General features: G+C 51.7%; 18 protein-coding genes. 9 read left to right on the forward strand and 9 right to left on the reverse strand.

Annotation, left to right across the window (positions count from 1 at the left end; all coding sequences use genetic code 11):
- Positions 1-4: 4 nt before the first annotated feature.
- On the reverse strand, positions 5-703 hold the full coding sequence (locus KA369_21060) for a hypothetical protein (protein MBP7738477.1): 699 nt from the start codon (positions 701-703) through the stop codon (positions 5-7).
- A 357-nt stretch (positions 704-1,060) separates the two neighbouring features.
- On the opposite strand from KA369_21060, the gene KA369_21065 reads away from it, so the two are divergent.
- Complete coding sequence (locus KA369_21065) at positions 1,061-1,258, forward strand: hypothetical protein (protein ID MBP7738478.1); 198 nt, start codon at positions 1,061-1,063, stop codon at positions 1,256-1,258.
- Positions 1,259-1,306: 48 nt separating this feature from the next.
- Here the strand turns inward: KA369_21065 and KA369_21070 are convergent, their stop codons facing one another.
- From KA369_21070 to KA369_21080, 3 genes are read right to left on the reverse strand one after another with little or no spacing between them, the layout of a single operon-like run.
- Positions 1,307-2,347, reverse strand: a complete 1,041-nt coding sequence (locus tag KA369_21070; protein MBP7738479.1) for an electron transfer flavoprotein subunit alpha/FixB family protein — start codon at positions 2,345-2,347, stop codon at positions 1,307-1,309.
- 3 nt (positions 2,348-2,350) lie between these two features.
- Positions 2,351-3,142: an electron transfer flavoprotein subunit beta/FixA family protein gene (locus KA369_21075; protein ID MBP7738480.1), complete on the reverse strand. Its 792-nt coding sequence runs from the start codon at positions 3,140-3,142 to the stop codon at positions 2,351-2,353.
- A 4-nt stretch (positions 3,143-3,146) separates the two neighbouring features.
- Positions 3,147-4,304, reverse strand: a complete 1,158-nt coding sequence (locus KA369_21080; protein MBP7738481.1) for an acyl-CoA dehydrogenase family protein — start codon at positions 4,302-4,304, stop codon at positions 3,147-3,149.
- 147 nt (positions 4,305-4,451) lie between these two features.
- On the opposite strand from KA369_21080, the gene KA369_21085 reads away from it, so the two are divergent.
- The 6 genes from KA369_21085 to KA369_21110 all read left to right on the forward strand — a co-directional run bounded on the left by KA369_21085 (position 4,452) and on the right by KA369_21110 (position 11,217).
- Complete coding sequence (locus tag KA369_21085) at positions 4,452-5,297, forward strand: MBL fold metallo-hydrolase (protein ID MBP7738482.1); 846 nt, start codon at positions 4,452-4,454, stop codon at positions 5,295-5,297.
- Between the two features lie 71 nt (positions 5,298-5,368).
- Complete coding sequence (locus KA369_21090) at positions 5,369-6,265, forward strand: DUF1295 domain-containing protein (protein ID MBP7738483.1); 897 nt, start codon at positions 5,369-5,371, stop codon at positions 6,263-6,265.
- A 333-nt stretch (positions 6,266-6,598) separates the two neighbouring features.
- Positions 6,599-8,728, forward strand: a complete 2,130-nt coding sequence (locus KA369_21095; protein ID MBP7738484.1) for an acetate--CoA ligase family protein — start codon at positions 6,599-6,601, stop codon at positions 8,726-8,728.
- Between the two features lie 221 nt (positions 8,729-8,949).
- Positions 8,950-10,548 carry a zinc-ribbon domain-containing transport protein gene (locus KA369_21100; GenBank protein MBP7738485.1) on the forward strand — a complete coding sequence of 533 codons (1,599 nt, stop codon included), beginning with the start codon at positions 8,950-8,952 and terminating at the stop codon, positions 10,546-10,548.
- Between the two features lie 8 nt (positions 10,549-10,556).
- Complete coding sequence (locus KA369_21105) at positions 10,557-10,952, forward strand: hypothetical protein (protein MBP7738486.1); 396 nt, start codon at positions 10,557-10,559, stop codon at positions 10,950-10,952.
- On the forward strand, positions 10,936-11,217 hold the full coding sequence (locus tag KA369_21110) for a YtxH domain-containing protein (GenBank protein ID MBP7738487.1): 282 nt from the start codon (positions 10,936-10,938) through the stop codon (positions 11,215-11,217). The genes KA369_21105 and KA369_21110 overlap by 17 nt, the downstream gene beginning before the upstream one ends.
- A 9-nt stretch (positions 11,218-11,226) precedes the next feature.
- On the opposite strand, the gene KA369_21115 is transcribed toward KA369_21110, so the two are convergent.
- From KA369_21115 to KA369_21125, 3 genes are all read right to left on the reverse strand, one after another.
- A complete protein-coding gene (locus tag KA369_21115; GenBank protein ID MBP7738488.1) occupies positions 11,227-12,540 on the reverse strand; it encodes an AI-2E family transporter in 1,314 nt (437 codons plus the stop codon).
- Position 12,541: 1 nt separating this feature from the next.
- Complete coding sequence (locus tag KA369_21120) at positions 12,542-13,075, reverse strand: cyclic nucleotide-binding domain-containing protein (GenBank protein MBP7738489.1); 534 nt, start codon at positions 13,073-13,075, stop codon at positions 12,542-12,544.
- A 161-nt stretch (positions 13,076-13,236) separates the two neighbouring features.
- Positions 13,237-15,069 (reverse strand): methyl-accepting chemotaxis protein, encoded by a 1,833-nt coding sequence (locus KA369_21125; GenBank protein MBP7738490.1) that lies wholly within the window; start codon positions 15,067-15,069, stop codon positions 13,237-13,239.
- An 880-nt stretch (positions 15,070-15,949) separates the two neighbouring features.
- Between KA369_21125 and KA369_21130 the strand changes: the two genes are divergently transcribed.
- Positions 15,950-17,362 (forward strand): GGDEF domain-containing protein, encoded by a 1,413-nt coding sequence (locus KA369_21130; protein ID MBP7738491.1) that lies wholly within the window; start codon positions 15,950-15,952, stop codon positions 17,360-17,362.
- Between the two features lie 27 nt (positions 17,363-17,389).
- Here KA369_21130 and KA369_21135 read toward each other — a convergent pair whose 3' ends face one another.
- Complete coding sequence (locus KA369_21135; protein MBP7738492.1) at positions 17,390-20,359, reverse strand: PAS domain S-box protein; 2,970 nt, start codon at positions 20,357-20,359, stop codon at positions 17,390-17,392.
- Positions 20,360-20,644: 285 nt separating this feature from the next.
- Positions 20,645-21,073 (reverse strand): ATP-binding protein, encoded by a 429-nt coding sequence (locus KA369_21140; protein ID MBP7738493.1) that lies wholly within the window; start codon positions 21,071-21,073, stop codon positions 20,645-20,647.
- Positions 21,074-21,333: 260 nt separating this feature from the next.
- On the opposite strand from KA369_21140, the gene KA369_21145 reads away from it, so the two are divergent.
- Complete coding sequence (locus KA369_21145; GenBank protein MBP7738494.1) at positions 21,334-21,900, forward strand: TetR/AcrR family transcriptional regulator; 567 nt, start codon at positions 21,334-21,336, stop codon at positions 21,898-21,900.
- Positions 21,901-21,944 lie beyond the last annotated feature (44 nt).

Below are 21,944 nucleotides of genomic sequence, written 5' to 3' on the forward strand. Positions count from 1 at the left end.
GTCGTCAGATGGCGCCGAAGATAAAGCCGGCATTTGCGTATCCCTCATAATTAAAGCCGCCATTCCTGATAAAATAAAAACCGCACCGGAACCCGCCTTCAACCGTAATGGCCGCGTTTTCGGAAAGGCGGATGTTAACGCCCATGGCGATGCCGACCGGGATAAAAATGCCGTATTTGCGTTTCCATAGATTTTCGTAATACATATAATAGAGCCCATAGAGCAGGTAGACCGGCGGCGCATACGACAATAACGACAAATGATTGCTGCGCTTGTAGAAGGACCATTCACTATCGCGCGTGGTGCGGACATGTCCGGTAAGAAGCTGGATTCCGATGAGGGGCCCTAACCAGAAGCGCACCTGCTCATTCCCTGCAACGCGGAAGGCGAAGATGTTGTCGATTTTGGCCCGCATGAAGCGGCGGAACTGGTACCGTCCGCCCATGGGATAGGACCCTTCCACTCCGGCATTGAGGCGGTTATGATAGTTTTTCGAATCATCTCCCGATTCCAGTATGAGACCTGCTCCGTACACTGAGTTTTTAATTGAATACATGACGCGATAGTCGTTTCCGTTATCAATAAATCTCATCATGTCGACTTTGCCGTACCCGCCGGTCCCGTAAAATCCGAATCCTATGGGGAAGGCTGGCGCGGAAATCAATAACAGCCCGAAAAATACAATGACGCAATATTTTTTCATAACATACCTCGCGATTAAAGCGTTAATAAGTATATCGGTAAAAACAATTATTTTCAGTCCAGATATACAGCGTGAAACTTCATTTTTGCTTAATATCTTGATTTAGATGATATTTTCGATATACTATGAGCGAATTTGATAATGAAAAATTGCCTGGCGCAAATTAATAAATGAATGATTGGCATGAAAAATATTATATATAGCCTAAAAAAACAATGTCAAGTCTTGTTTCTATTTTTTGTCTCTTCCATTGTTTCTCTGTACATTACACTATCATATTACATTCTTTATAACAACATATGAATCGCCAGGTAAATGTCGTGAAGCCGGGCGGATCATCGGTTGAGGAGGTGTGTCATGTCAGCTCAGGAAATATGGGAAGGAATGGTGCGGGTCGGATCGAATATGACGGAGAAGCAGCCCATGCCGTATCATCTTGATGACCCCGACGAGATGGTGGAATTTCTGGACGAGGACTCCAAAGCCATGGCCATGGGCAGGGATGCCGTGAGCCGCGAGAATGATGCCGATATGATGGGAACCTATCTGCATTGATCGGCGCGACGGCGGAATTCTCGCGCCGCTGTTCCGCCGGAAACGAGTTCAGGCGCGTTTTTCCTTACGGAGGCGGTCGATGAGGCGCCCGAGAAAGGCTGCGGCGTCTTCGGGAATCACGTAATCGGACATTTCGATGATGGGAGCCGCGTCGCTGGTATTGATCGACACGATTATTTCGGAATCCACGATGGAGGCGGTGTGCTGTATCTGTCCCGAAATGCCGAAGCCGAGATAGAGGCGGGGCCTGATGGTCTTCCCCGTCTGGCCGATCATCCGCTCCTCGCCGCACCAGTTGTTGAACACCGGCACTCGCGTCGCTCCGACTTCGCCGCCGAGTATATCCGCTATCTCGAAGAGCCTGTCGAAGTTCTTCTTTGAACCGAGGCCGCGTCCGCCGGCCACCACCACTGAAGCCTGTTCCAGGGGGACCCGGGGCTTATCCCAGCGCACCGGAGCCTCGAGGCTCCTGATGCGGAGCTGAGACATATCGTAATCAAAGGGAAGCCGGATGATTTCAGGTTTGACGCCGGCGATCTCTTTTTTGTCGAATACGCCCTGCTGCACCGTGGCCATCTGGGGTCGGGCATGGGGGCATATGACCGTGGCTATGGCATTGCCGCTGTAGGCCGGCCGCTTCATAACCAGGAGACCTTTTCCGTATAGTTCGGAATCCATGATGGAAAGGCCGGTGCAGTGGGAGGTGAGGCCGGTGGAAAAACGCTGGGCCAGGCGCGGCGCCAGGTCCGCCCCGGCTTCGGTCGATGGAAAGAGCACGATGGAAGGCCGGTGGCGCTCGATGAGGCCGGTGTACAGGTCGGGAAATATCTGGCTGTCATAGTGCTTCAGGGAGCGGTCGCTGCAGTAGAGAATGACATCAGTGCCGTATTTCTCTATGACGGAAAGATACTGCTCCGCGTCAAGAGCGAAGACCACGGCGCAGAGCCGTGAGCCCACGGCGTCGGCTATTTCGCGTCCCTTGGAGAGAAGCTCCAGGGCGCCGTCAAGGACACGCTCGTGGTCCTGTATCTCCGTAAAGACCCATACATCGCCAGGTTTTCCCGTTGTCTTTTTCGCACTTGTCGTCATAAATCAATATCTCAGAATATTCTGTTTTTTAAGCCGGTGAATGAGATTGTCCACCTTTTCGTCGATAGCGCCGGTGAGGACCTCGCGCTCACGCCTGTGGGTAAAGATCTCTGTTTCGATGACCACCGTCGGCGATCCGGCCGTACCGTATTCGGCCTCGTCCCCGCCTATGTCATCCATGGTCATTACCGTGACATCCCTGTCCGCGCAGGTCCTGATGTCGGCCAGGCGGGGTGTCCGGACCCGGTTCGCGGTTTTTCCGACTGCTATCAGGATTGGAAGATCCACCCGTATCTTCTGGTATTCGTGACCGTAGAGACGCTCTATCGTTGCAGTATTTGATGAGATCTGGAACTTGTGTATCTGCGTCATCAGCGGTATACCCAGAAATTCCGACAACTGGAAGCCGACGTGGCCCGTGTTGCCGTCGATGGCCTCGCACCCGGTCATGATGAGATCAAAGCGGCCGAGCCTTTCGATGGCCCGGGAGAGTATTTTGCCGGTGACAAGGGAATCGGAGCCGGCGAAGCGCGGGTCCGACAGGAGGACGCACCGGTCGACGCCCAGGGCGTAGGCTTCGGCGAGGACATCGGAGGCCTGGGGCGGTCCCATGGTCAGGGCGGTGATCGAAGCGCCGCAGTCGTCCCTGACGGCGAGGGCCATCTCGATGGCGTGGAGGTCGTCGGGGTTCATGATGTTGTCCGCGCCGCTTCGGTCGATGGTCCCGGTCCGGGGATCGAAGAGGGCCTTCTGCGTGTCCGGCACCTGCTTTATGCATACGATGATCGATAGCATGGGACTAGAACCTGCTGAATTCGTTAATAATGTCGTTACCGATGATGATCTTCATCACCTCGGATGTTCCTTCGTAGATCTCGGTGATCTTGGCGTCGCGAAAAAAGCGCTCCACCGGGAGGTCCTTGACGTAGCCGTAGCCGCCGAAGACTTGGAGGGCCCGCGTGCACGCCTCCATGGCCGCCGACGAGGCGTAGTATTTGCACATGGCCGATTCGGTCGAGAAGGGAAGGCCCCTGTCTTTAAGATCGGCCGCGCGGTAGATCAGGAGGCGCGCCGCTTCGAGGCTGGTCCGCATGTCGGCCAGCATGAAGGAGATGGCCTGGAACGTGCCGATGGGCCGGTCAAACTGCTTCCTCTCCATTGCGTAGGTCGCTGCCGCCGTATAGGCCGCGGTCCCGATGCCGAGGGCCTGGGCCGCGATGCCGATCCGGCCCATGTCGAGGGTCTGCATCGATATCTTGAACCCGTCCTCGACCCGGCCCAGAACGTTTTCCCGGGGAACGCGCACGTTGTTGAAAAAGAGCTCGGAAACCATATTGCCGCGCATGCCCATCATGTCCTCGATCTTGCCCACTTCGAAGCCTTTCATCGATTTTTCCACGATGAATATGGCGATGCCCCTGGTTTTCTTCGCGCGGTCCACCGACGCGGCCACGAGGAAAAGATCGCCGACGCCTCCGTTGGTCACGAAGGCCTTCTGGCCGTTAAGGATGTAGTGATCCCCGTCAGGGACCGCCGTGGTCTGGATCGACGCCGCGTCGGAGCCTGACTGGGGCTCCGTTACGGTGAAGCCGCCGATCTTTCCGCCTGTGGCGAGGTCCGGGGCGTAGCGCTCTATCTGCTCCTTTGTACCGAACTTGAGGAGCGGCGCCAGGCACACGGAATTGTGCACGGTGACGCCGAGGCCCACGGCCGCGCTCACCCGGGAGATCTCTTCGATCACAAGGCAATAGCTCACCGAGTCGAGTTCGGCGCCGCCGCAGGAGGCCGGGGCCTGGATGCCCCAGATGTTGAGCCTTCCCATTTCACGGACTATGTCGGGAGGGAGCGGTTTTGATTCCCGGTCGAGGTAATTCGACCATTCATCGAGAACCTCGGTGGCGAATTTCCTCATGCTTTTCCGGATCATCAGCTGAGATTTTGACAGGGAAAAATTCATGATTATAGAATGAGAAGTAATACAGCGCTTATATGTCAAGCAAATTCAAGAAAGATGATTGACACGGGGTATTTATGGATAATTGTATACAGGTTGTATCGAATTGTAATGAGGAATAAAAAGGTACGATATGGCGGAGGAGGGAACATGAAAAAGGCACTGCTCGTTATCGGCTTGTTGATTCTCGTCGTTGCCGCGGTCGCTGGCATATTTATCTGGAAAGATTTCCAGAAATTTATGGCCATGGAGGTCGTAAAGGTCGATCCGCAGCTCACCGTGTTCATAGGCGGAAGCGGCAATTCCCTTGTCCTCACCTCTGATGACGGCAGGCAGGCCCTGGTCGTTGACACCAAGATGAGGGGCGCGGCCCAGGAGATGAGGGACACTGTTAAAGCGGAAGATATTATCGTCGTTAATACCCATTCCCATTCAGACCACACCGCCGGTAATACTATCTACCCGAAGGCGAAAATTATCGCCGGCGCCTATGATAAAAATGAATGGGACGTGGCTTCCGATAAAAGCAGGTACCCGGACATAACCCTGAAGCCGGGCGAGGAAAAGGAGCTGAAGATAGGCAAGGAAACGGTCATCCTGCGCAACATGGGAAGGGCCCATACCACCAATGACGTTGTGGTGTATATAAAGAACAGGAAGTTCCTCGTCACCGGCGATCTCATATTCCTCGACATGCATCCGGCCGTTATTGCCAAAAGCGGCGCCAACGTTTCCCTCTGGATAAAGGCCCTGGAGGATCTCAAGGATCGCTATGACATAGAGAAACTGGTCCCGGGGCATGGTAAGCTCTCCGATAGGAACGCCCTCGTGGTCATGAAAGAGTATTTTACTTCGATCGGCGACGGAATCGGGAATAAAGAAAGACTGGCCGAGCTCAAGAAGAAGTATGAAGGATACTTTTCATTGCCCGGTATGACCGGTTTTGACCGAACCGTGAAATTCATTGAGAATGAGAAGAAAAGCTCTGGGAAGTAACATTCCTCTATGGGCGGATGTATAATCATCCGGATGGAATAGCGCAAATAAAACATGTAAGGCATGGAACAATGGCACAGGTGACTGCAAAAGGGGAATTCTCCAAAAGTAAATCAGCGTTAATATGCCTTGGGGCATACGGCGCCGCTCTCACAGTCGCGGTGCTAATTGTCCTTTTTCTGCATGATTTCAATGACATCGCTGCGGCCTTCTTCGCCGATGTGGCTGCAACCGTGGTGATTTTCCTGTTCAGCGTGGGAATGAATAATTCCAGCATGTACGATCCCTACTGGAGCGTGGCCCCCCTGCCCATCGCCCTCTATTGGGCCCTGGGGCGTGAGTATGGACCGGTCTCCTACAGAGGGGTCATTGTGATCTTACTCGTGCTGCTGTGGGGAGCCAGGCTCACCTATAACTGGTACCGTCAGTGGAAGGGCCTTGTCCACGAAGACTGGCGCTATGCCGATTTCAGGAATAAAACGGGCCGTCTATACTGGCCCATCAGCTTTCTCGGCATTCATTTGTTCCCGACGGTGATGGTATTCCTCGGATGCCTTTCGATGTACCCGGTCATGAGCGCCGGCAATACTGAGCTTGGATTCCTTGACGGCGTGGCTCTTTTTATCACTGTCAGCGCTATCATTATAGAAACGATGGCGGATAAACAGCTCAACCGGTTCGTGACAGGCAAACCGCCGAAAGATGCCATTCTTTCCTCCGGTCTCTGGGCATACTCGCGCCATCCCAATTACTTCGGCGAGATCTCTTTCTGGTGGGGGCTCTTCCTCTTTTCGCTGGCGGCAGACGGTTTTCGTTGGTGGATCATCGTGGGTCCCCTTGCCATCACTATCATGTTCCTTACCGTCAGCATCCCGATGATGGAAAAGCGGATGCTGAGCAGCAGGCCCCATTATGCGGAGCGGCAGAGGTCGGTTTCAAGACTGGTGCCGTGGTTTCGTAAAAAGTAGAATTTACCGCACATGAACCGATAAAAATCTGTCTCCCCATCGAATTCATCGCAGGTATTTCAACCGATAACTATCGTTCCCCAGCCAATGAAGATAGGGGGTCAGAGCCGATAACTATCCTTCCCCCGCCGCCTTCGGCGGCGGGGGAAGGAATCCACCCGCCATCATTTTTTTATAAATTTACTTGACACATAAACACTGTTTGTAATGGTAAACATTGTTTACATGTCGATTGATATACAACCTCTATATATCATTGACAGTATTTGGACAGAAACTTAAGGTGTTATTATTGAACAAATTCAAGATGAGTGTATAGCTATGATAGATGTAATGGAAAAAGAATCAATCAGCAGAAAATCAACCAATGATCTTGGTAAATTCTTTTATCCTGAAAGCCTTGTTGTGATCGGGGTATCGATCAAGAGGCTGAACCTTGGACAGATCATTGTGTCAAACAATCAGCGCATCGGGTGCAAGGCCCGTGTATACGGCGTAGGCAGGGATGCCGGGGATCTCAATGGTATTCCTGTCTTTAACAGCGTCAAGGATCTTCCGGAAGTCCCCGATGTCGCCATCATCATAACACCGGCTAAAACCGTACCCGATATCATGCGCGCCTGCGCGGAAAAGGGGATAAAACATATAGTCATCGAATCAGGGGGGTTCAGCGAATTTTCCGCAAGCAACCGCTCCCTGGAAAAGGAAGTTTTATCAATCGCCCGTGAGAACGGCATACGCCTCATCGGTCCAAATTGCATTGGCACCATATGCCTGGAGCACCGCCTGATGATGCCCTTTGTCTTTTCGCAGAGCAGCGGCGTCCAGATCGGCTCAGTGTCCATCGTCACGCAGAGCGGCGGCGTCGGCGACACGCTCCTCAAGATCGTCGTGGAGAACCAGGTCTTTTTCAATAAATTCATCGCCACCGGGAACAAGCTGGACCTCGACGAGGTGGATTTTCTCGAATACCTGATACAGGATGAGTCCACGAAGGCCATCATCATGTACCTTGAGGGCTTTTCCCGGGGGAGGGCCTTTTTCGAGGCGGCCATGAAGTCGCCCAAGCCGATCATAGTGTTCAAGTCGAACCGCTATCCCCTGAGCGCGAAAATCGCCCAGTCCCACACCGCGGCCCTTTCCGCGAGCGACGAAGTGGTAAGCGCCGCGCTGCAGCAGGCGGCGGTGATCAGGGTGAACGGCGAGGACGAGCTCATGGTAGCGGCGAAGTCCCTGAAGATGCCGCCGATCAGGGGGAAGCGCCTGGCCGTACTCTCGCGGTCGGGAGGGCACGCCGTCGTGACGGTGGATGCCTGCGCACAGTATGGCTTGGACCTGGTCGAGTTCCCCGCCGAATTTTTAAAGAAGATAGGGACCCTTTACAATACCAACGTCATCGCCCACCAGAATCCCCTTGACCTGGGCGAAATATTCGATTACACGATCTTCACAAGGATACTCGAGGAAACCATCAGTCTTGAAGGCATTGATGGCCTCATTTTCAACCATAACTATCAATCAAATTATGAGGCGCAGATGTCCAGGACCTTCCTGGACGGCGTGAAGGAGCTCGTCGAAAAGCACCAGCGCCCGGTGGCAATAACCCTCATATCCGACGCGAAAGAAGTGCTCGATGTCACCATGAACCATCCCTATCCGACATTTTCAGTCACCCACCATGCGGTCCAGGCCCTCTGGAACACCCTCGATTACATTCAGCGGAAAGAAAAGCGCGATAACCGCGGCGTTCCGGAATCGTTCCCGGTGCGGTGGGAAGAGATCGAGAAGATAAGAAACAAGTGCAGAAACGACGGGCGAATACCCCTTACCGATGAGGCACTCGCAATATGCGCGGCAACGTCAATGGAGCCGACACGCTACGCTGTCGTTAAGAATGCGAAGGAATTACAGGGAATCGACCTGCGCTATCCCGTGGCGGTGAAGCTCCTTTCGCGGGACGCGTCGCACAAGACCGACGTGGGCGGCGTTAAGCTGAACCTGTCGTCGCCGCAGGAAGCAATGGCGGCCGTTGAGGAAATGTCCAGGTCGGTGCGGGAAATGAATAAAAGCATCTCCATTGACGGATTTATCCTTCAAGAAATGGCCCCGAAGGGAGAGGAATTTTTCATCGGGGCGCGCCATGACGGCTCCTTCGGCCCCATCATCATGGTCGGCATGGGGGGCGTTTTCATCGAGCTTTTCAAGGACCGTTCGATCAGGCTGGCACCGGTCACCAGGAACGAGGCTGAAGACATGGTCAGGCAGCTCAAGGCTTTCCCGCTCCTGAACGGATACCGGGGACGGCCGGCCCTGGATGTGAGGGCCCTGGTCGACTGCATCTGCAAGGTTTCGAACCTGATTTCCGGCGCCCTTTACATCGACGAGATCGACCTCAACCCGGTCATTCTCCATCCTGCGGGACAGGGCGTATCCATCGTCGATTCGCGGGTCTTTTTCAGATAGCGGCATCGGCCCGGTCATCGCAGAGAAGACTCCATAGACCGCAGCAACATAGGGACGATAAAATACCCCGCAGCAAAATGCGGGGTATTTTGTGGCATACTGTTTTGCGCGGAGTGTTAAAAATGATTCGACCCGTAAAAATTTATTGACGTACTTCTCCGAACGTGTAAGATATTTTTTTACGATAAGGCCGCATTGATCTTGAATCAAGAGGTGCCGCAATGAAGACAAAATCGCCTGCCAGGATTCTGCTTGCCTCGCTCATAATTCTTGCAACAGCGCTCTATTTCGTTCTCATTACAACAGACGCTTTTTCAAGGGCCGGTAGGGGCGGCAGCTACCGTTCCAGCTCAAGCTCCCGGTCGTCCAGCTCATCAAGGTCTTATTCCGGCAGTTCCAGCAGGAGTACCTCATCGAGATCATGGAGCAGTTCTTCGGGTAGAACCCATACCTATATTCCGCCCTACAGCTCCACGCACACCAGTTCGGGATCAGGCACGAGCGGCACTACCGGAACAACCGACACATCCACGTCCTCGGACGAACCAGGCTGGATTTGGGTCATCATCGCCTTGATAATCATTTTTGGCGGCATCGGCCTGGTCATATATTTCATCGTGAAAGTGATCAAAAAAATTCTGGGCATTGCCGGCGCCGGGGCGAAGGCCGGCTTTGACGATTCAGCGCCCACACAATATGAATTCCCGCAGGCCATTGCGGAGCGCCTGAAGGCCGATGACCCGGAATTCTCTCCGGAAAAGTTCATGGAGAAGGGTAAGACCATTGCGGAACGGCTCCAGCAGGCCTGGTCCGACGGCGACATGATCCCGGTCCGCAACTATGTCTCACAGGGGATCTTCAACCGCTTCAGGCTCCAGCTCGAGCTGATGGTGGAGGATGAGGGGGTCAGGAACCTGGTGTCCGATTACAAGGTCATGAAGGTTTCGGTCCTTGCCCTGAGCGCGTCGAAGAGCTACCAGACCCTCCACGTGGGCCTCTTTGCCTCGGCCCGTGACGTGACGGTCGCCGCCGGAGCCTCGGAGGAACAAAAGCAGAAGGCCCTGGCGGCGACGCCCAAGGAGGCCTTCACCGAGGTCTATTCCTTCACCAGGAAACTGGGCGTTAAGACCAACACCAGTAAGGACTGGCTGAAGGGGGAATGCCCCAACTGCGGCTATGTCCCGGATAATTTCAGCGAAAACAACAAGTGTAAAAGCTGCGGTTCGATATACAACTCCGGCGAATTCGACTGGGTTCTCTCCGAGATAACCCAGCGGGAAGAATGGAAGGAGGATTCGTCGCGCGACATCGAGGGCCTGGCTGAGCTGGAAGGGAGCAATCTTTCCATAAACAGGGAAGTCATCGAGGACCGCGCGTCATATCTCTTCTGGCGCTGGATATATGCCCGCATAAAGGGAACCTCGGCGCCCCTCGCCAGGGACGCTTCGCCCGGATTCATCAAGGGATTCGATCCGAAGCCTCACAAAATGTACGATATAGCCGTGGGCGCCGTTGACCTCATGGCGGTGGCGCTCCAGGGCGAGGAGGCGGTGGCTAGCGTCAAGGTCCTCTGGAGCAGGGCCGCCCAGAAGGGCGCTGAACCGTACCACCAGGAGCACCTGTTCACGCTTACAATGCCGGTGGCCCTCAAGAACCCCTACGGCCTGGCCGATCACAGCTGCGATAACTGCGGGGCGCCTCTGCCCGAGACGGACGCGTTGAAATGCTCCTACTGCGGAAGCGATCTGCCGGCCGCGGTAAGCGACTGGCTTCTGGCGAAGATCGAAACAATTAACTGGGAAGAGGGAGAAGGGGCCTAGCAACCGTCATGGATACAGCGACACAAGTTATCATATTCATCGTTGCGTTGTTGTTCTCGGCCGGATTCCTCGCGCTGGTGATCGTGCTGGTCCCGGCGATCCGCGAGCTGAAAACGCTCTTCATCGACTTGCAAAAGACTTCCACCGAGGCCAGGGAGCTCGTGGAGGAAATGAAGAAAATAAGCGCCAACGTGGAGGGGAAGCTGGAAGGGATCGACGGCATGATCGCCAATTCCCAGAAAATAGCGGCCAATGTCGGCAGGGCCTATTCGATGCTGAATAATTCCGTGCTGAAGGATACGGTGCTTAAAAATATCGAATGGCTGGCCATGATCCCGGCCGTACTCCTGGGATGGAAAGCGGTCAGCAAGATCAAAAGGAGGAAGGATGAGCGACAACAATGACGGCCTCAAGACTCTCATGACCTTTATCGTCGGAGCTGCGGTGGGAGCGGTTTTCGGCGCCCTCTTCGCGCCTAAGCCGGGCAGGGAGCTCCGGGAAGATGTGCGCGAGTTCGCGGATAAACTCGCCGAAGACGCGAAATCGGAATACGTGAAAATGAGCGCCAGGGCGAAGGATGTCGGCGAAAAGGCGAAGCATTTCGCAGAGGAGACGAAAAGCCGGTTCCGCAAGGGCGAGAGCGGAGAAGAGTCCGGGCCGGCGACCTAGGCCGCCGGATCAGATGAGGTAGTACTCCTTCAGTTCCCTGAAGAACGTCGAAACGATCTCCTTTGCCACGACAATGGTCGGGATGGCGAGGATGAGGCCGGCGAAGCCAAAGAGCATCGACCCGCCGATTATGCCGATGAACACCGCCAGCGGGTGCAGCTTGACAGCGCCGCCCACGACCACCGGCTGAAATACCCCGTTGTCAAGGACCATCACGATCAGCACGCAGACTGCCACGGCGATTATGAGATTGTTGGATGTGATGAAAGGAATTATCGACCCCGTGTTTTCCGCGATAATCGCATAGGAGGATCCCAGCCCGAGAGCAATGGCCGGCCCGAGTATCGGTATGGCGTTCGCCATGCCGGCCAGAAGGCCGATGACGACGGCCATCTTGAATTCAAATCCGATAATGGTCAGCAGCACCACGTAGGTGATTCCCACAAGCAAACACTCGATGAGTATTCCACGGAGATAGTTCCCAATGGCCTTGTCAACCTTGTCGAAAACGGCGAGGGAGACCTCAAAATAGCGGTTCGGAACGAGGCCGACGAAAAACCGCTTGATCTCACCATTATCGATCAGGAGAAACAGGAACACGAAGGGCATGATGATCCAGAGCTTGACCGTGCCCATAACCGTTGAGAAATGCGATTCCTGTACCCTGGGCGCTTCATCGCCTTTTTTCTTGTCTTTTTGTTCCCCGGCGATCTCCTCTTCTTCCTTGTCGGATTTTTCGAAGTTCTTGTGATAGTACTCGTAGTACTTGATCGGTATGGGAGGCTGATTGTTGTATCCTTCAAGGTACTTCATGAACTTCTCCCTCTCCTCTGTATCGAGGCGGATGAAGGAATTCACGTTTTCGAGGAAGCCGTCGAAGTCGCTGCTGAAGTATCTGTACACCATGTTCCCCGTCGTCTCGGGGCCTTCGAGGCCCATGATGCTTCTGTAGCGCTCGTTAAGCTTGTACTGGAAACGGGTCTTGAGGATCAGCTGCTCCCGTTCATCGGGGATCAAGGCGCCGATCTGTTTCCCCAGCATGAAGATGGCGATGAAAAAAGACCCGAAGAGAAGGAGTATCCCGGCGCCGCGGGGAAGCCCCGTCCTGGTGAAAAGCTTCAGCAGGGGGAAGCATATATACGCAGCCAGCGTGCCGATTATGATGGGGAGGATGATCGGTCTCAGCGACCAGATGAGGAACCCTCCTGCAAGGACCGCTATCACGGCGGTCAGGGTGAAGACGATCCTCCGTGTCTGCTTGCGGATGTTCATCCGGAGAACTATTGTCGAGTGCGACGCGCGACGATCGGGAGCGTTTGCCATGTTATTTCCCCGCGCCGTATAGCTGTTCGTTGCAGGCCTTGAGGCGCTGTCCGATAATGATGGCGAGGTCCCTCATTATCTTGCTGCCTATGGCGGGATGGGTCTCCAGCAATTCGTTCAGGTCTTCGCGGAAAAAGGCCAGGGCCTCGGTTTTTTCAACCGCCTTTGCGGAGGCCGAGCGCGGGGTATCGTCAAGGAGGGCAAGCTCCCCGAGAAAATCTTCAGGATTTATCACGGCCAGCACGGATTCCTCGTCGGTGCGTCCGGGCAGGACAATTTGCACCAGTCCGGTCTTAACGATGAACATGGCCGTCCCGGGCTGCTCCTTCTCGAAGAGAAATTCACCAATCTGGTACCGGCGTTCGTATATGAGGGCGGATACTTTTTTCAGCTCGCGGTTCGTCAGGTTCCGGAAAATGGGGCACAGCTTCAGGACATCGGCATTGGGGATGGCCGCGCCTCTCCTGAATCGGGAAAATATGTTGCCCCAGAACGGGTTCGCGGGTTTTTCCATTGTTCCGTTGTTATGTTCCATTGATCACCGTCAGCAAGGGAAAGTTGTAATAATGATAGGAAAAGCCATACAAGAGAAATTATTACATGTCAATATCTTTTTGTCCGGGGATATGCAGGTCAGCCGGGTAGCTGTATAATTTTAGGGATGGCCCATGCCCCCCAATTTTCGACTGCTACCGGTCAGCCGTCAATAACAGTGAACATGTCCACCTTGGACTTAAGGGTGTTGGCCATTTCATAATTCTTTTTAGTATTCATGACGATATCCTCGGATCCGTTGCTTATTTTCTGGGTGAGCTCGTTGATGTCGTTTATCGAGCGCACCACGTCCCCGATGGCCACTTTCTGCTCGCTGATGGATTGCTCGATCGACTCCGAATGGATTCGCACCTTGCTCATGTTGGTGTTTATGCCTTCATTGATATCGATCTGACTTTTCATGAATTCGGACATGTCGTGGACCATGGTGTCGATCGACTCGACGCCCTTGATGATGTCGCTGATGCGGGAAACGACGTCGTTTACGATGACGAGGCCCCTATTTATTTCATCCTCGCTGGACTGTATGAGAGACCCGATCTCCTTTACGCTCGACGCGGTCGTGTCGGCCAGCTTCGACACTTCGTCTGCTACCACGGCGAAGCCGCGGCCGGAATCGCCGGCCCGGGCGGCCTCGATTGACGCGTTCAGGGAAAGGAGGTTGATCTGGTCCGAGATGTCATTGATGATGCCGATTATCCCGGTCATCTGCCGCGATCGTTCCCCGATTTTACCCATGTTTTCCTTCATCCGCCCGAGGGATTCCCCGCCGGTTTTCGCCTGATGGACGATGTCCCGGGTGAGATTGAGGGCCGTCGTTGTGTCGCTGCCCATGGTGCGGACGCTTTCCGTGAGATCGTCCATCCTGCCGATAAGGGCCCCCAGGTCGCCCATCTGGTTGCGGGCGTTGTTCGAAATGGACTCCATGCCAGCGGATATCTCCTCTATCGTGGCGGTTATCTCCTCGATGGTGGCCGCCTGGCCCTGCGTGTCCCGGGAGAAGGATTGCGTTATGTTCGAGGTGTCATTGGATGAATATTCGAGCTGTGATGTTATCTTCTTTATCTCACGGATGATATCGGCGATATTTTCCCTCATGGTGTACACATTGTGGCTTATCCTGGTAAGGTCGTCCGTTACCGCCATTACATCGCGGTTCGCCGAAAGATCGCCCGAGGCCATTCGGACCATGAAGTTTATGATCATCGTGACCTTTTCCCGAATCGAATTGGTCAGAAAGAAGACCAGGGTCGCGGCGACAAGCACGCCGAAGAGCACGATCATGCTGAACTTGACATAGGAGATGGACCACTTGACGCCGGACTGTTCGAGCTGAAGCAGAAAATACCCGGTTACGGCTATGATGGGAATGCCGATCATGACAACGAGTGACACGATCATGCGCGTGACGAAATTAACGCTCGTTGTGACGTCTTTCACGCTCCTGGTGAAAATGCCGGCGTTCAGGTATGACTGGATGAAGCGTTCGGTAAGAAAGAAATAGAGGACCATGCCGAAGGGGGGGATAACGAAAGCAGTCGTCCACACGTTGATCGTCTGGATCGGCGTAAGGTTGGAAAGAATCGTGAAGGGAATGTACGCCATGACGAGACCCAGTATCCACCGGGCGAGGGACCCGGCGGCATGAATAAGCGGAAGGGCGAAAAAGCGCTTTTGCGCCAAGGTATAATCGGCTTCGGACGGCTCCGCGACGGACAGGGTTTTTCTAAAGTAGGCCAGTACGGGCTTGATCTCGATGATGTCGGATATGAACGTCGTCAGCATCGAAACCGGGATGACCACCGCGAGTATCTGGAGAAGAAGGATCAAATTTTCAAGGCTGATATCAAGATTGACCCAGAAGTATATGAAGAGAAGGGGTATAATGATAAAATAGCTGAAGAATTCAGTATTTATGAGAAACCTGAGTGGAAACCGTTTCATCAGTGTTCTGATCGTATCGGTTTTTTCCATGTAATCCTCCTGGAGAATGGGCGAGCATTTTGAGAATCAAAACAACAGTTAATTCTATGTGACAGTCGATTAATGCTTATCCTCACAGACAAAAAAATCTAACATGGAGGTAGCTGCATTATTTCGAGGAATTATGAATTTTTTCGAGGTTCACTTATAATACTTTATCCAATTGACATAATATTAGTCAAATCAAAATTGCCCAATCGATAGCATAACTCCGGCGTTTCAGGACCGGGGATATTTTTATTGTTGATTTTTATTGCGCATAACATATCGTCTGCTCTACATAAATAAATCCCGGGGCTCGATCACATCAAATCAGCCTTGATTTTCCGAGCGTGGGACGTCGGTGGCACTATTAAAAAACTATGCATACGGCCCCATCAGCACCGGTCAAGGAAATACCCTTAAAATAACGAAAAATTGAGGCGGCGTTTTCTTCCGTCATTTTGTGGCAATCCTCCTTCAAGGGAGTTGGATATAGTGATTTCAATTTGCTGAGTTTTATTGATAAATGATATATATAATATTTAATATAAAAATAATTATGAACAAATATAACTTGAATTTTTATTTATTAAATGACATTTATTGTTGACCAAATTAGAAATGCAATAAAATTGTATACAATACGCACGGGCGGGCTTTTTTTTATTGTCAAAATCAATTTTATTGAATATTTTGTATAAGTTTATAGAATAATCGATTGGGAATATCTAAAAGAGTTATAAAATTGTCAAAGTAGAGAATCGTGTCTCAAGCGAAATGGAGAATTAGATCCTTGCAACAGCGGAATAAAATAAAATCCAATGGCAAATCAGAAAAGGCTAGAAAGGATAATACCGTCTCATCAAAGAAAATTGAGCAGTTACAGCATATGCTTAAGCTTGAAGAAGAAAAAGTTGTTAAGCTAAAAATCGCCATAGATAAAACAAAGAATAATGAGATCCTTTCCAATGCGGAACTGAAGAAGAAACAATCGGAAAACAGGATCTACAAGCAGCAGATCGCCATGCTCCAGGATCAAATAAAGGTCCTGAACGATATGCTCGAAGCCATCCAGAATAACTACCAGATTTCAGCTGAAGCGTCGGTCAATCTCCTGTCTGACCTGGAATACAATAAATACAAATCCAGATTTGTCGATATCGACATTGAAAGCTATCCAGGACTGGAAAAGCTGAAGGAATACGGTAAGAACATCAGGGATTTTTTCCTCAATGACATGCATTGCACCTATATATATATCCATTGCGACGGCATCACCGAGGATTTGAAAAATCTTCTTCATATTAACATCAAGAAGAAGCAGAAAGATTCCGCCAGTTTTGAATTTGACCGGAGCAGGGTGTATTACTTCGATCTGGAGGATATAGACCTGCCGGAAAGGAAGCTGGGCCGGATAATAATCGGCAGGTTTCCTTACAAATCAAAGGAGAAGGATCTCAGCTTTGATAAGCGGATCGAGTCTGAGATACTCATTACGAAAAGGCTCCTGGAAAAATGCATCCTCGAGATTCAGAACAAGGAGCTCGCGATCAAGGACGCCCTGACCGGCCTTCACTCGAGAAAATTCCTGACCGAGCGGCTCACGGAGGAGTTCAACAGCGTCGATCTCTTCACGAAGCTCACCGCCAATGAGGGCTCCCTTTTGAGAATAATCATGAAAGCCGGGGGAGCCGCGTCGTCGATAATCAAAAACCAATTCTTTTCGAAGCAGAAAACAAGGGACGATGATCTATTCAACAAGGCCCTGCACAAGCTGAAGTCGATGCATATCATCTCGACGGACAGCGTGAAATACGCCGGCGAGCTCCAGGACTGCTATTTTTTTGAAAATTCAAAGATCAGCTACGAGCTGTACCTGGCCCTTCTGGACCTTGATCATTTCAAGGATGTCAATGACAATTGGGGCGGACATTCGGTGGGCGACAAGATTCTCCGCGAATTCGCCGACATCATCAAGAGGAACATACGGACGACGGATATCCCGGTGCGCTACGGCGGGGAGGAGTTCATCATCGTCTTTCCGCGCTCCGTAAATTACACACGCATCCAGAACGTACTTGAATCGATACGCCTGGAATGCGAAAAAAAACTGAACGTTGCCTGGGGCGGAAAAAGCAGGAATGTGACGGTATCCATCGGGATCACGCAGATAAACAAGTTCGACATGAATGTCAATTATATCATCAACCGCGCCGATGCCGCGCTGTACAAGGCGAAAATGAAGAGAAACAGGATCGTCATGTGCGCCCAGGACCAGGATGGAGAGTTGATCTACAGGTAGCGGCCGTATCGGGCCGACGTCGCGTTCTCACTGGCCCAGGACCGATTGTATCGCTTCGCGCAATTCATCAAAATGATAGGGCTTCATGATCATTCCGTTGAAGCCGTATTCGAGGTAATTGCTCATGACGGGATCATTTGAATAGCCGCTTGAGACGATCACGCGGGCGCCTTCATGAAATTCCCTCAGCCGTTTGACCGTTTCCTTTCCCCCCATCCTTCCGGGTATGGTAAGGTCCATGATCACCAGATCGAACGGATTTCCCGATTCAACGGCCTGTCTGTACTTGTTGAGCGCTTCCTCGCCGTGGAGTGCGCAGGCGACGTCGCAGTGCAGGTATTTCAGCATCTCCGATGCCACGTGAAGGACCATTTCATCATCGTCCATCACCAGAATGTGCCCGCGCGTGAAGACATGCTCGCAGGCGACCGGTGACGCTTCCGTAACTGGCATCCTGGACGCGGGGAGATATATTTCGAAAATGGTTCCCCGGTTGACGCTTGAATCCACCATGATAAGTCCGCCGTGCTTTTTTACGATCGAATAGGAGATGGCGAGGCCGAGTCCGCTTCCGGTGTTCTTTGTCGAAAAGTAGGGATCGAAGATGTAGGGGAGCTTCTCCCGTGGAATACCGCTTCCGGAGTCGCTGATGGTGATCTTTATGTAATCCCCCTCATCCAGGGGGAGGCTGGTGTCGCCGCTCATGCGGTAATTCTGTACCGACAGTCGTATGGATCCCCCGTCGGGCATCGCCTGGCGGGCATTGATGAGGATGTTATGGATTACCTGGCTTACCTGGCCGGGATCGATATCAGCGTTCCAGATGTCGGGCGGGATTTCGTGGATGAACCTGATGTTCGAGCCGCTCATGACAAAATCGGCGGTTTCGCTTATGAGGTCGCTGATCCTGGTGATCTTTCGGATCGGATCGCCCCCGCTGGAGAAGGTGAGGAGCTGCTGTGTCAGGTCCCGCGCCCTGAGCGCCGCTTTTTCAGCCGTAACGAGCATGTCGTTGCTGTTTTCATTCTTTTTTATCTTTTCGATCGAAAAAGATATGCTCCCGATGATGGCGGTCAACAGGTTGTTGAAATCGTGGGCTATCCCCCCCGCGAAGACGCCGAGTGATTCGATTCGCGAGGCTTTGAGCAGGGTTTCCTCCATCATCCTGCGCACCGTAACGTCGCGGAGCACGAGGACCGCCCCTATTATTACGCCATAGGCGTCCCGTACAGGAGATGAGCTGGCGCTCACAAGGTGCTTGCCCTTGGGCGTTATGATCGCGTAATCGCCGTCGATTTCGATCGTACGCCCCTCCGCGAGGGATGAATAGATCGGATTTTCCACATTTTTCCCGCTGTTCGTGTCTGTCATGGGTGCTATTTCGGATATGGGCATCCCCCGCGAAGAATCCTGGATCCGGCCGGTGATCGTTTCGGCCGCTTTGTTGAGTATGTCGACATTGCCCTTGATGTCGGTCGTTATGACGCCCTCGCTGAGGGACCGGAGCGTGGTGGAAAGGCGCTCCTTTTCTTCCTCGAGACGGTCGTAGGCCTGGATCAGCTCGCCGTGTGTCCTTGACACTTCCTTGTTGATAGCTTCGAGCTCTTCATTCTGTGCGTGTATTTCCTGAATCTGTTCCTGGATCATTTGATCGGCTTTTTTCCGATCGGTGATGTCGAATCCGGAGCCCAGGACGGCCGGCTTTTTGTCGTATTCAATGATCGAGGCGGCGTAATCGAGCCATATGGGTTTGCCGCTTTTATGAAGGGCCATGAATTCATATCTCTGCAGCTCGATCTCTCCCTTTTGCCTGTTCAGCCCCCTCTGGATGGTGATCTCTTTGTAGTCAGGATGCACCATGTCCCAGAAATCCATGGTGCCGAGTTCATCCCTTGAATAACCGGAAATATCAAGAAATGCCTGATTGACATAGCGCAGCTTCGAGCCCTGGATTATAAAGATCGCCGATGGGCTTGATTCAGTAAGGGCGCGGAATTTCGATTCGCTCTCCTGGAGCGCGATTTCGGATTTTTTCTTGTCCGATATGTCCGTGATGAGGGCAAGGGCCGCGGGACTGCCGGACCAGTCAATGCGCACGGCGTTTATCTGGATCCACCTGAGTTCCTTGCTCTTTGTAATGATCCTGATATCGTACAGCTTGGGGACGTCCTTGCCCATGAGCCGCTGATTGTGATAGGTGATGATTTTATCCCTGTCGTCGGGATACACGATGTCATAGAATTTCATCCGGGTTATCTCATCGATGGAATACCCGGTGATCTCGGTGACCATGCTGTTGCTGAATGATATGTTGCCGTCAAAGATGATGAGTATGGCCTCGTTGGCGTTTTCAACGAGATGGCGGTATTTTTCCTCTGAGGACCGAAGGGCCTCCTCCGCTTTTTTTCTTTCCGATATCTCCAGCAGAAGAAGCTCATTGGCGTTTTTCAGCTTTCGGGTGCGCTCCTCCACAAGCTCTTCGAGGTTTTCCTGGTACTGCCGTATACTGTCTTCCGTGATTTTCCTTTCGGTGACATCCCTGAAAATGCCTTCAATGAACAAGGGATTTCCCGCGGTATCGCGAAAAACATGCGAGCTGGTCTCGACAAAGATCGGGGAGCCGTTTTTCTTTTTGAGCCGGACGAGGAAGCTTTTAACAAAGCCGCTCTTCAGTATCTTAAGCATGAACCGGTCGCGCTCGTCGTTGTCGTAATATCCCTCATCCGCGATATTCATTTCGGCCATTTCTTCAATGTTTTTATAACCGAGAAGGGACGCGCCCGATGGGCTCACGAGGAGGAGGCGGCCCTCCATGTCGGCGCGATAGTACACATCCTGGATGTTGTCGAATATGCTTTTATAGTTCGCCTCGCTTTCCTCGAGCCTTGTTTTTAATTTTACCAGCTCGGCCCTGGATGACCTGAGCTCGCTGATTTCCGCACGCAGCGTTGTGATTTCATCCAGGAGATCGGATTTGTTTTTCGTCGTGTCCGCCATGAGTTCTATCCATCAGGTCATGGATATGATAATCCCGGCGGCATGGGTTGAGCCGCAATGGATATCAGATGCGTTATTCCATGATTAACTATTATATCATCATTAAAACCTTGATCTTGTTAATCAAGAATTATTTAAGAGATTAAATAAATTTGAAAAATGGAAATATCCGAATTTATGCGGTTCTGCGCGTATAGTTGAGACCAGATGAAGGGATATGACGACAGGAGATTTAAGATTATCACGGCCTCTGATTTTAAAAACGTATCCGGTGTGGTGGGGTGGTCATGCAACCAGCACTACATTGATGGAATTGCCTTTTTTATTCCATCGTATCGTTCCGATATTATTCAGCAGGCACAGCCCCCTACCGTGAGGCGAGAAAAAGTCATTGGCCGCTGATTTTTCAAGCTGTGATTCAGGTTTGAATCCGGCCCCTTCATCTTCAATCGTCATGTCCACTTTATCCGAAAAACCAGTGATGGTAATGATGATTTTCTTTTCAGGATTAAATGAATTCCCGTGACTGATGGCGTTTTCTATGGCTTCGTCAAGGGCAAGCCTGAAGTTGAATTCAGATATATCGTGGGCAAGACCGGATCGTTGCAGATTCTCGAAGTACACGAGGGCTTCGGCGATCATTTTTTTTGCTTCTTTTTTATCGCTAAGAATTACCCGCCTGAAGATCGATGATTGATTTTGTTCGTTTTTCATTTTTATTCAAATTCGCTCTATCATGACCGCTCAATCAAACCACAGGACCTGTTTATGATCGCCGGCCCATGTTTGAATATACTACTTTCTAATATTAGTGGTCGGCATTTGCGGTTAAGCACTTGAATGTAATATGAACCTGCTTCGGTTCAACTGTTTCCGGGAAATTTAAGAATTATTTGTGAAAAATGGATTGACAAATATCAAAAAGTTATACTAAAAATACTATATTAGTATAAATAGTTCGTTTGGTTATGACAATGAAGGTAAATAATAGTAAAATTCACGATAATATTTATGAAAAAACGGAAAAGCTCTTTCTGCAGCATGGCATCAAGGGCTGGAACATGGATACCGTGGCCTATGAGTCCGGAATGGCGAAAAATACCCTCTATAAAATTATAGGGACCAAGGAACAGCTTCTGGGGCAGATAATAATATCTAAATTAAAGAAAAATATCGAGACGATTGTAGGTATTTTCCAAAGTGAGCCTGATTTCATGAAAGCCGTTACGATCGGCGTCAGGCAGCTGACCCAGAGCATCAGCAGGGACAATCCGCTCATGCTGGCCCAGGTGTTCCGCGAATATCCGGCGATCAAAGAGCGGTTTGACGCAATCGCGTCGAAGCTCAGCACCTCGATCCACGACTATCTGAACCAGGCGAAAAAGTCGGGAATAGTACGGGAGGATATCGATAACGATATCCTGATAAGCTCGGTGACGGCAGTCATCAATCATTATCTTAACGGGAATTTCAAGGGACGGGATTTTGAGGAAAGGGTCTATAAATCCCTTACCTACCTGTTGCACGGTATCCTGAAATAGCGCAAATCCTAAAATTTCCATTCATCTTCGCAGTGGAGGCCATG

This window comes from Spirochaetota bacterium (genome assembly GCA_017999915.1).
Lineage (GTDB): Bacteria > Spirochaetota > UBA4802 > UBA4802 > UBA5550 > RBG-16-49-21.

Bases quoted from the DNA above. Each gene is read 5' to 3' on its own strand.
- KA369_21135 (MBP7738492.1), bottom strand. From the start codon at position 20,359: ATGGCGGACACGACGAAAAACAAATCCGATCTCCTGGATGAAATCACA.
- KA369_21125 (MBP7738490.1), bottom strand. From the start codon at position 15,069: ATGGAAAAAACCGATACGATCAGAACACTGATGAAACGGTTTCCACTC.
- KA369_21120 (MBP7738489.1), bottom strand. From the start codon at position 13,075: ATGGAACATAACAACGGAACAATGGAAAAACCCGCGAACCCGTTCTGG.
- KA369_21075 (MBP7738480.1), bottom strand. From the start codon at position 3,142: ATGCTATCGATCATCGTATGCATAAAGCAGGTGCCGGACACGCAGAAG.
- KA369_21105 (MBP7738486.1), top strand. From the start codon at position 10,557: ATGGATACAGCGACACAAGTTATCATATTCATCGTTGCGTTGTTGTTC.
- KA369_21110 (MBP7738487.1), top strand. From the start codon at position 10,936: ATGAGCGACAACAATGACGGCCTCAAGACTCTCATGACCTTTATCGTC.
- KA369_21085 (MBP7738482.1), top strand. From the start codon at position 4,452: ATGAAAAAGGCACTGCTCGTTATCGGCTTGTTGATTCTCGTCGTTGCC.
- KA369_21070 (MBP7738479.1), bottom strand. From the start codon at position 2,347: ATGACGACAAGTGCGAAAAAGACAACGGGAAAACCTGGCGATGTATGG.
- KA369_21095 (MBP7738484.1), top strand. From the start codon at position 6,599: ATGGAAAAAGAATCAATCAGCAGAAAATCAACCAATGATCTTGGTAAA.
- KA369_21115 (MBP7738488.1), bottom strand. From the start codon at position 12,540: ATGGCAAACGCTCCCGATCGTCGCGCGTCGCACTCGACAATAGTTCTC.
- KA369_21090 (MBP7738483.1), top strand. From the start codon at position 5,369: ATGGCACAGGTGACTGCAAAAGGGGAATTCTCCAAAAGTAAATCAGCG.
- KA369_21100 (MBP7738485.1), top strand. From the start codon at position 8,950: ATGAAGACAAAATCGCCTGCCAGGATTCTGCTTGCCTCGCTCATAATT.
- KA369_21130 (MBP7738491.1), top strand. From the start codon at position 15,950: ATGCTTAAGCTTGAAGAAGAAAAAGTTGTTAAGCTAAAAATCGCCATA.
- KA369_21145 (MBP7738494.1), top strand. From the start codon at position 21,334: ATGAAGGTAAATAATAGTAAAATTCACGATAATATTTATGAAAAAACG.
- KA369_21080 (MBP7738481.1), bottom strand. From the start codon at position 4,304: ATGAATTTTTCCCTGTCAAAATCTCAGCTGATGATCCGGAAAAGCATG.
- KA369_21140 (MBP7738493.1), bottom strand. From the start codon at position 21,073: ATGAAAAACGAACAAAATCAATCATCGATCTTCAGGCGGGTAATTCTT.
- KA369_21060 (MBP7738477.1), bottom strand. From the start codon at position 703: ATGAAAAAATATTGCGTCATTGTATTTTTCGGGCTGTTATTGATTTCC.
- KA369_21065 (MBP7738478.1), top strand. From the start codon at position 1,061: ATGTCAGCTCAGGAAATATGGGAAGGAATGGTGCGGGTCGGATCGAAT.